Source organism: Sinomicrobium pectinilyticum, assembly GCF_003725735.1.
Lineage (GTDB): Bacteria > Bacteroidota > Bacteroidia > Flavobacteriales > Flavobacteriaceae > Sinomicrobium > Sinomicrobium pectinilyticum.
Genome location: NZ_RJTM01000121.1, coordinates 1 through 236 on the forward strand (window position 1 = coordinate 1; position 236 = coordinate 236).

Consider the following 236-nt stretch of genomic DNA (forward strand, 5'->3'; position numbering starts at 1 on the left):
CAGCAGTGTCGTAGAGAACATCGCCAACGAAGGCGATATCTTCACAGCTATCGAAAACCTGATCAAGAATATCGGCGGTAATGTGTATTACGACGGCAACCAGTTTACTTATCTTGATGAGAATGGGGATACCCAGGTAATCAACTTTGAGGAATTGGTACAAGCCAATGAGACTGTGACTACTCTGGTCGACAACCAGGACGGTACTTTTACCTATACGAATGAGAACGGCGATG

The 236-nt window shown here is 45.3% G+C and carries 1 pseudogene; it reads left to right on the forward strand.

Annotation, left to right across the window (positions count from 1 at the left end):
* Positions 1-236, forward strand: a pseudogene (locus ED312_RS23855) (hypothetical protein); the annotation flags it as partial.